The 6,932-nt window shown below is 53.7% G+C and carries 7 protein-coding genes; 1 reads left to right on the top strand and 6 read right to left on the bottom strand.

The features are described 5' to 3' along the window. The 5 genes from F8I07_RS08900 to thiS all read right to left on the bottom strand — a co-directional run. The coding region (locus F8I07_RS08900; protein WP_292658558.1) for a diguanylate cyclase at positions 1-1,089 on the bottom strand (1,089 nt) is incomplete at its 3' end. After that, positions 1,082-3,433: a transporter substrate-binding domain-containing protein gene (locus F8I07_RS08895; protein WP_292658555.1), complete on the bottom strand. Its 2,352-nt coding sequence runs from the start codon at positions 3,431-3,433 to the stop codon at positions 1,082-1,084. The genes F8I07_RS08895 and F8I07_RS08900, both read right to left, overlap by 8 nt. A 197-nt stretch (positions 3,434-3,630) precedes the next feature. Further along, on the bottom strand, positions 3,631-4,032 hold the full coding sequence (gene ruvX / locus F8I07_RS08890) for a Holliday junction resolvase RuvX (RefSeq protein ID WP_292658553.1): 402 nt from the start codon (positions 4,030-4,032) through the stop codon (positions 3,631-3,633). Then, positions 4,029-4,670, bottom strand: coding sequence for a phosphoribosyltransferase (locus F8I07_RS08885; protein WP_292658550.1), 642 nt, complete (start codon positions 4,668-4,670; stop codon positions 4,029-4,031). The genes ruvX and F8I07_RS08885 overlap by 4 nt, the downstream gene beginning before the upstream one ends. A 1-nt stretch (position 4,671) precedes the next feature. Next, entirely contained in the window at positions 4,672-4,872 is a 201-nt protein-coding gene (thiS, locus tag F8I07_RS08880; RefSeq protein ID WP_292658547.1) for a sulfur carrier protein ThiS, read from the bottom strand. A gap of 121 nt (positions 4,873-4,993) precedes the next feature. Here thiS and F8I07_RS08875 point away from each other — a divergent pair, with 121 nt between their 5' ends. Then, entirely contained in the window at positions 4,994-5,488 is a 495-nt protein-coding gene (locus tag F8I07_RS08875) for a hypothetical protein (RefSeq protein WP_292658544.1), read from the top strand. Positions 5,489-5,550: 62 nt separating this feature from the next. Here the strand turns inward: F8I07_RS08875 and F8I07_RS08870 are convergent, their stop codons facing one another. Continuing rightward, positions 5,551-6,537: an SAM-dependent methyltransferase gene (locus F8I07_RS08870; RefSeq protein ID WP_292658541.1), complete on the bottom strand. Its 987-nt coding sequence runs from the start codon at positions 6,535-6,537 to the stop codon at positions 5,551-5,553. Positions 6,538-6,932: the final 395 nt, after the last annotated feature.

Below are 6,932 nucleotides of genomic sequence, written 5' to 3'. Positions count from 1 at the left end.
TTCCGCCAGAGCCCGGGTCTCTTCACGCCCGCGGGAGGTCATAATGACAAACTCTTCCCCGCCCCAACGTCCCAGAAAATCCTCCGGACCTTCCACTTCCCGCAACAAACGCGCCACCTCCACGAGCATTTGATCGCCCACCATATGGCCGTATTGATCGTTGATCTTTTTGAAATGGTCCAGATCAAAGAGAATCAAACAGAGTTCTTTTCCAAGGTTGCGGGCCCGATCAATCCGTTTCGTCAACTCCTGATTGAAAACAAAGCGGTTGTAAAGACCGGTAAGCTCGTCGATACGCGCCTGGCGACGATAAAAGTTTTTCCGCATCGCCAATTCGGTGATCTCTGAGAGCGCTACGATCGTATGTCCTGTCTCATCGATCCGGGTGATAAAGACATTGTAAAAGGTTGCCTCATCCTTCCGTGATCCTTGCAGTGCGATCATTCTCCGCCCCAGAGCTTCCCGCTCCAGCTCGCGAACCCAGGCGAAGCCCTCCCGGCACTCCGGGATAAACGTCTCTTCCTGGAGCTGAATAAAGTCACAAAACTGATACCCTCCCTTCTGATACGCTTCGAGGGAAGCAACACCGAAATAGCTCAGATACCCCTGATTCAAAAAGATCGGAGTAAGGGTTTCATCCAGAACAATCACCATGTTCCCCTCGAGATTGGCGATCTCCTCCAGGATCTGCTTCTTCTGCCGGAGCTCCTCTTCCAGTTCCAGGCGTCGACGGATCTGGGCAATCTTCTGCTCGAGCATCGCGAGGTTGATCGGCTTGAGAAGATAGTGGTCGATCTGGAGTTCGATCGCTTTCAAAAGAAACCCGGTATCACTGTGAGCTGTCGAGACGATGACCGCTTGTGTGGGATCGATGGCGCGAATCTCTTCGATCATCTCCATCCCGCATTTTCCCGGCATCTCCAAATCGGTGATGACGACATCGGGATGATGTTCCCGATAGAGTTCCAATCCGGTCTCCCCGTCCGAAGCGACAAAGAGACCGCCCGGCGCCAGATGTTGAAGGAAAAAGGCCAGCTCTTCCCGGATCATCTTTTCATCCTCTACAAGCAAAATCGACAACTCACGCATCTTCCTTCTCCTCAAACGTCATTATGAGACATAATCCCTCTTCCTCGTTGAAAGCCGTCAGCTTTCCTTTCAGCTTCTCCTCCACGATCAGACGGGAGATGTAGAGACCGATTCCCGATCCCTCTTCTTTGGTGGTGAAGTAGGCGTCGAAAATCCGTGAAAGTTTCGCATCGGGAACCCCGTCGCCGTTGTCACAAAAGCGTATCTGACGCCCCTGCAGCTCTATGTTGATCTTTTTGGACTCCCGGGGACTCTTTTCCAGGGCATCCCGGGCATTACTGATCAGATTGAGTATCACCTGCTGAAATTCACTCCGGCTTCCGAAGAGTGTGAAATCTCCGCCGCTGAGCTGCAAAACGATTCCGCTCTTTTTCAATGTCAGCGAATACATCGAGATGACCGCCTGAATCGCTTCCTTGACCGAAAACTCTTTCTCTCCTTTGCCAACCTGAAAAAAGTTTCTGAAATCGTCGATCGTCTGGCTGAGAAAATTGATCACCTGCAGATTTTTTTCAGTGAAGTGGTCCAAAAAACCCTTATCCACCATTCCCTCTTGATACATATACTTCAGATTCTGGATACTCAGAGACAAACTATTGAGCGGTTGCCGCCACTGATGGGCGATCACACCGATCATCTCACCCATCGCCGCCAACTTCTCCCGTTCCCGCATGATCTCCCGCTGTATCAAATTCTCCTGCACTGCCTGTTTGACCTTTTCGTTGAGCCGTCGATTGAGGCGAGACAGGAGGATCTGGCGATACAAGAGGATCAAGACGATCAAAGCGATGGCCCCCAGTGCATAATAGATCGGCCGGTAGTCGTAAGGCTCTACCAGCTTTTTGTTGCCGATCCATTTCTTGTAAATGGCGTTTTTCTCCCGGGGAGTCACCTGAGTAAGGGCACGGTCCAATGTCGCCAAAAGTTCAGGCTCCTGTTTCGTCACCGCAATCGAGAGACGATAACGCATATCGGTATAGCCGGCGATACGCAAACCTTTGAGACCGAAGCGGTTGATATAGTAAGAGGCGACGGGAAGGGTCGCGATGGTGCAGTAGGCTTCTCCCGATTCCACCTTCCGCAACGAGTCCAGATAATCCTGGGTCTCAATGATTTTGATCGTGGGGTAGAGATGGCGTAGCCTGCTGATAAGCCCCGATCCTTTTTTCCGTGCCACACTCTTGTCGGCGATCTCCGAGAGGTCCTTGACCAGCGGTTTGTCATCCCGGGTAATGATCGCCAGACGGTAGATCAGATAGGGATGGGTAAAGCGGGCATATTGTTTGCGTTCTTTGGTGGCAATAGCCGCCGGCAGGATTTCGCATCGCCCCGCTTTGAGAAACTGCTGAGACTCCACCCAGCTGTGGGTGGGTACGTTGCGAAACTCCACGTTGAGTTTGGGCTCCAGCAATTTGAGGATATCGATGGCAATCCCCGACATCTGGGACATATCGCCCCCTTTGGCAAACTCGATGGGTTCCCAGTTGGGGTTGTTGCACATCTTGATAATGCGCTTGACGGGATAGGGTTCGAGTTGCTGTTGTTCCCGATAGAGCCAATCGGGATTTTGAGGCGATTTCCCCAGCCATCTCTTCGTCAGGGCGTTCAACTCCCGATCGCTGATGTTGTACATCGCCTTTTGTAGAATGTCCCGAAGGATTTTGAGCTTGGGGGCCGTAGCGATACTCAACCCGGTCGTCATTCGCTTGTCCGAAAGAACCGAAAGATGAGGAATTTTGATCTTTTCCCGCTTGAGAAGGTAGCTAACAATACTGTAGCTACCGATCGTCGCATCGCTTTCGTGTTGCGCAACCGAACGCAGACATGCCAGGATCGAAGGCTTGGTGACCAAAAGCATCTCAGGATAGTAGTCTTCCAAAAAGTGATGGATATAAAAATCTTTGGGAACACAAACTTTTTTCCCTTCCAGGTCATCCAAGGTATTCAAAGAAGGGTCGTTGCTGAAGATCGCTTTGCGGGTGGCGGCATAGGGTTCGGTAAAGTGCAGGTATTTTGCCCGCTCCGTCGTCCGCATAATATTGAGCATCACATCGAGCTTCCCCGACTTGATCTGCTGCATAAACTGGCTCCAATCATAGCCGTGGATGTATTTGACCCGAAGACCCAGACGCTTGGCCAGCAGATTCATATAGTCGATGGAGAGTCCATGGGGACGCCCGTTTTTATAAAAGTTATACGGAGGATAATCCATTTCGTTGTGTACGGTAATGACAGGATGTGCTTTGAGAAAAGCCTCTTCTTCGGGCGTCAGGTGTACGGAGGAGCCGGCAAAGAGCAAAAGGAAGCTTCCGACCAGCCACCAAACGATCAAACGTTTCCTCACTTCCCCTCCCTATTCCGTTTAATTCATTACATTCCCTAAGTTTTAATCATATCCAAACTCTCTTTGAAACACCATGAATTCGTCCTTCGATGCCTCTCGAGTGCTCTAAGAACCGAAACAATCTCTTTCCGTCATCCCCAACTTGATTCGGGATCCACGGCACAATGGAAAAGTTTTTGGGATATCTGCTTAGTTTTTCAGAAGGCTTTGTGCTGAGCCAGCCAGCGTTCCAGGATGATCTGCGCCGCCAACGAATCGATCCGTCCGTCCCGTTTCTGGCGAACGGCTCCCCGCATCCGCTCTTTGGCCTCTTCGGAAGAGCCTGCTTCATCCTGATAAAGCACCTGAACACTTGCCGGCAGTTCCAGCAGACCGACAAAGTGGCGGATCCGGCGTTCCATCTCCTCTTCGCTGCTTCCCCCGCGGGGCAGTCCCACCACCAGGGTCTCGACCTCCCACGCTTCCAGGAAAGCCCTGACATCCCGGGCCGCCTGCCGGCGTCCCTTCCGCTCGATGGCCGGCTGGGGAAGAACCGTCTTGCCGTCGGGGCTGATGGCGGTTCCGATCCTCCGCAGCCCCACATCCAAAGCGGCGATCACCCCGCGGCTCCCGGATGCCTCGCCAGCGCCGCCATCACCTCCTCATCCTCCAGTTGATGGAAGTCCCGGTAGAAGCGGCCCACAGCGATCAGGTTGGGATCGGGATGGAGCACTACCACCTCATCGGCCACCTCCTTCAAAAGCGGAACGATCTCCGCCGGAGCCACGGGCACGGCGATGATCACCCGGGAGGCTCCGGCCTCTTTGAGCGCCCTGGCCGCCAAAAACATCGAGGAACCGGTCGCAATGCCGTCATCCACCAGAATGACCTGTTTTCCGGAAAAATCAGGGACCGGACGGCCGTAGAGTCTGCGCTTGGCCGCCATCTGCTCCAGGCGTTCCCGGGCACGACGCTGCAGATACTCTTCGCTGACCCCCAGAGCCTCCACCGCCTGGGGATTCACCTGCATCAGACCCGTTTCGCTCACGGCACCGATCCCCGCCTCTTCGTTATAGGGACTGGGAATCTTCTTGACAAAAAAGATATCCAGAGGCAGATTCAACTCCCGGGCGATCTCCTCGGCCACGGGGACCCCGCCTCTGGGCAGAGCCACCACCACGGTATCCGGGGTGTTCCTGTAGGCCTCCAGCCGCTGGGCCAGCAGCCGCCCTGCCTCTTCTCTGGTATTGAAAATCATCTCATCCTCCTCCGACGAAATGGAGCAGCTCGATCCGGTCTCCCTCCTGCAGAAGATGCTCGGGCCAGCGCTCCTTTTTGACGATCTCCATATTGACCGCCGCCGCCATCACTTTCTCGCCGATTCCCAGCTCGTCGATCAGTTGCAGCAGGGTCGTTCCGGCCGGGATCTCTTTCTCCTCTCCATTCACTGTAACTTTCATAAAACTCCTTCTTTTTTACGTTGCATCGATGGGGAGATATCTCTTTGATTCTATTGAGAACTTCAAGGAAAGTCAAGGTAGAATAGATCCCAAAATCAAAGCACCCAAGCGAGTCAGACCGATGAAAATATCATTGAACCATCTTTTCTATTCTCTCACGACACTGGTGCTGGTCACCGGTTGTGTCCCCCGCATCCCGCCGCCGCAATTTGCGGAACAAAACAAAACTGCCGTCCATCGTACCATGTGGGAGGATACCTCCACGGTCGAACGCAACTACTCCCTCAAACCCGAACCCTATTCTCTCGATTCCAAACAGAAAGATCCGGAGCTACTCGGCCCCCAGAGTACCCTGAAAAAAAGCATGGCCGGTAATGAGATGGCCGAGGATTCTCCCACAGTGCAGCGCCCGGAAAGCTCCCAACCCCAATTTGTCTCCAACGCAGACGAGACAGAGAATGAAGCATCCGACCGACCGACAAAACCCGCCATGACACGCAGCCGTTGTATCGAGCTCATCGGCCAGGCGGACTACGACAAGTACACCCGCCAGTTCGGCAGCGAACAGGCGGCACTGCGCAAGTGCATCATCCTCGAAAGGGTCCAGAGAAACTGATCGAGTGGACTGAAAGCCCGGAATGACGGAGCTTTTTCGGGCCTCTCAATTCGTTAGATTCCTTACTTGAAAAACTCCACCACTTTGAAGCGATCGCCCATCACAGTCGGGGCGATGAGGGTCTTGATCCGGTCTGCCTGACGCAGATAGTCGGCATGGCTGGCGGTGCGGGCGTACTGCTCCAGCAGATCGATCAGCCCATAGCGTACCAGGGCCCGTGCCTGGGTCTCGTAGTGTCCCAGCCGCATTCCCGCTCCCTCAAAGGCTTCGATCACATGGCCGAAGTTGACATCGTAGGTGATATCACTCTCCCCGAAAGCCTCCTGCAGATCCAGCGTTTCGTCAAAGAGGGGGTAGGTCTCGTGCCGGCGATAGACCCGGATGGAGAAGTCGTTGCGCACATAGCGTTCACCGTAGTCGAAGGAGACAAACTCCAGCGCCTCGGCCGCCTGCGCCACCCGTGTTGCAAAGGCTTCGTATCCCACAGCGATCTCCCCTTTTTCCAGGCGATGACGCTCGGCAAACTCCTGCAGCTCCTCTTTGGCACTCACCCACTCGATGCGGTGGTCCCGCACTTCAGCCCGTTCACCTTCTTTATAGAGTTCACAGGGGAAAGCGTCGAAGATCTCGTTAGCGACGAAGAGGGCGTAGGGGACCTTGACCTCTTCGAGGGAGGCGAAGTGGTGCAGCTGCACTCCGCTGCCGAAACGCTCGGCGAAATAATCCCGCTGCACCCGCTGTACCGGTTCCTGCCGCTCCACGATTCCGAAATGCATACTCTCCACCAGGCCCGGGTCACAGCTGTAGAGCCACTGAATCATGTCCGCCAGCAGGTAGCCCCGATGGGCCCCGATCTCGATGAGCCAGGCATCCCGAGGAATCCGCCCCTCCTGAATCCCCCGCCAGAAATTGTTGGCGATCGCCGCCCCGAAAAAGGCACTGGTACTCACCGCCGTATAGAAATCCCCGCCCTTGCCGATATCCCGAAAGGTGCGATAGTATCCCCGCGGCCCGTAGAGCCACTCGTTCATATACTCACTGAAACGCAAATATCAACCTTGTTATTTGTTATTGGTATATTCGTATATTGGTTATTTGGAAGGACTGATGCCCTGCTTGGTGGAAACAAGTTTCCGTTTCCTTGTGTCACGAAAATTGAACCCTCTGAAAAATATCCATGAGAGGTTTCGCTCGATGGCGACAAAGGAGCGCTTAACCCGTGAAACAGGCGCCCTCCACGGCTTCGCTTCGCTCCGACCGTTGCGGTTCCGAAGCTACAAAAGACAAGCAGTTGTCTTTTTTGACGCTTCTCATGTTCGCGACTGCCAGAGCTATCGAGTGAAACCGGTTATTTTTCAGAGCACTCAATTATTATAGTGAAAACCACAATATAATTCTGAGTGAATGCTTATTGCTCATGGCACAAATAAAGTGACGACAGTCC

This window comes from Nitratifractor sp. (assembly GCF_015487065.1).
Lineage (GTDB): Bacteria > Campylobacterota > Campylobacteria > Campylobacterales > Sulfurovaceae > Nitratifractor.
Note: the sequence above shows the minus strand (reverse complement) of the source record. Positions and strands in the feature narration are given on the sequence as shown.